This is a genomic window from Oleiphilus sp. HI0086, assembly GCF_001635225.1.
The window spans coordinates 1-686 of the sequence record NZ_LWFZ01000190.1 but is presented as its reverse complement, the minus strand read 5'-3'; the positions used below and the strand labels follow the sequence as shown (position 1 = coordinate 686).

Sequence of the window (686 nt, the reverse complement as noted above, 5' to 3'; positions counted from 1 at the left end):
CATTGCTAGAGCCTTGTTATCTGATGAAAACTTCCAGCTTCTCGGATAAGCTAGTAGGCAAGCTTCGCGCATTCCAATCTTCTGAAAAAGGAAAGAACACCCGCTATGACACAAGAAAATCAGAATATTTCCTCTAGTGACAAAATTATTGTTACTGTCGATGGTCATATTGCTAAAATTACTATCAACAATCCACCTGCAAATACCTGGGACTTGGAAAGCCTTGGCGCGCTTTCAAGCGTCATCGTAAAACTCAATGCAATGAGCGGAATAAGTGCCTTAGTCATACACGGGCAAGGCGAAAAGTTTTTCTCTGCTGGTGCAGACCTTAAGCAGTTTAGTAGCGGCGACAAGATACTTTCAAAAGATGTTGCACACCGTTTTGGCGAAGCATTTGAAGCCCTTGCAAGTTTTAAGGGTGTATCCATCGCGGCTATCAATGGTTACGCGATGGGTGGAGGTCTTGAGTGTGCACTTGCCTGTGATATCCGTATCGTCGAAGAACAGGCTCAGGTTGCACTGCCTGAAGCAGGTGTTGGTCTTTTACCATGCGCTGGTGGCACACAGCGGTTGAGTTGGTTAATTGGCGAAGCGTGGGCAAGTAAAATGATCTTGCTCGGGCAGAGAATGGATGCCGAAACAGCCGTTCAAACCGGATTAGCACTAGAAAGTGTACCGAAAGGCGA

At 46.2% G+C, this 686-nt stretch carries 1 protein-coding gene; it reads left to right on the top strand.

All coding sequences use genetic code 11. The annotated features are described in order from the left end of the window. Positions 1 to 105: 105 nt before the first annotated feature. A partial coding sequence (locus tag A3756_RS02675; protein WP_068552863.1) for an enoyl-CoA hydratase occupies positions 106 to 686 on the top strand: 581 nt, incomplete at its 3' end.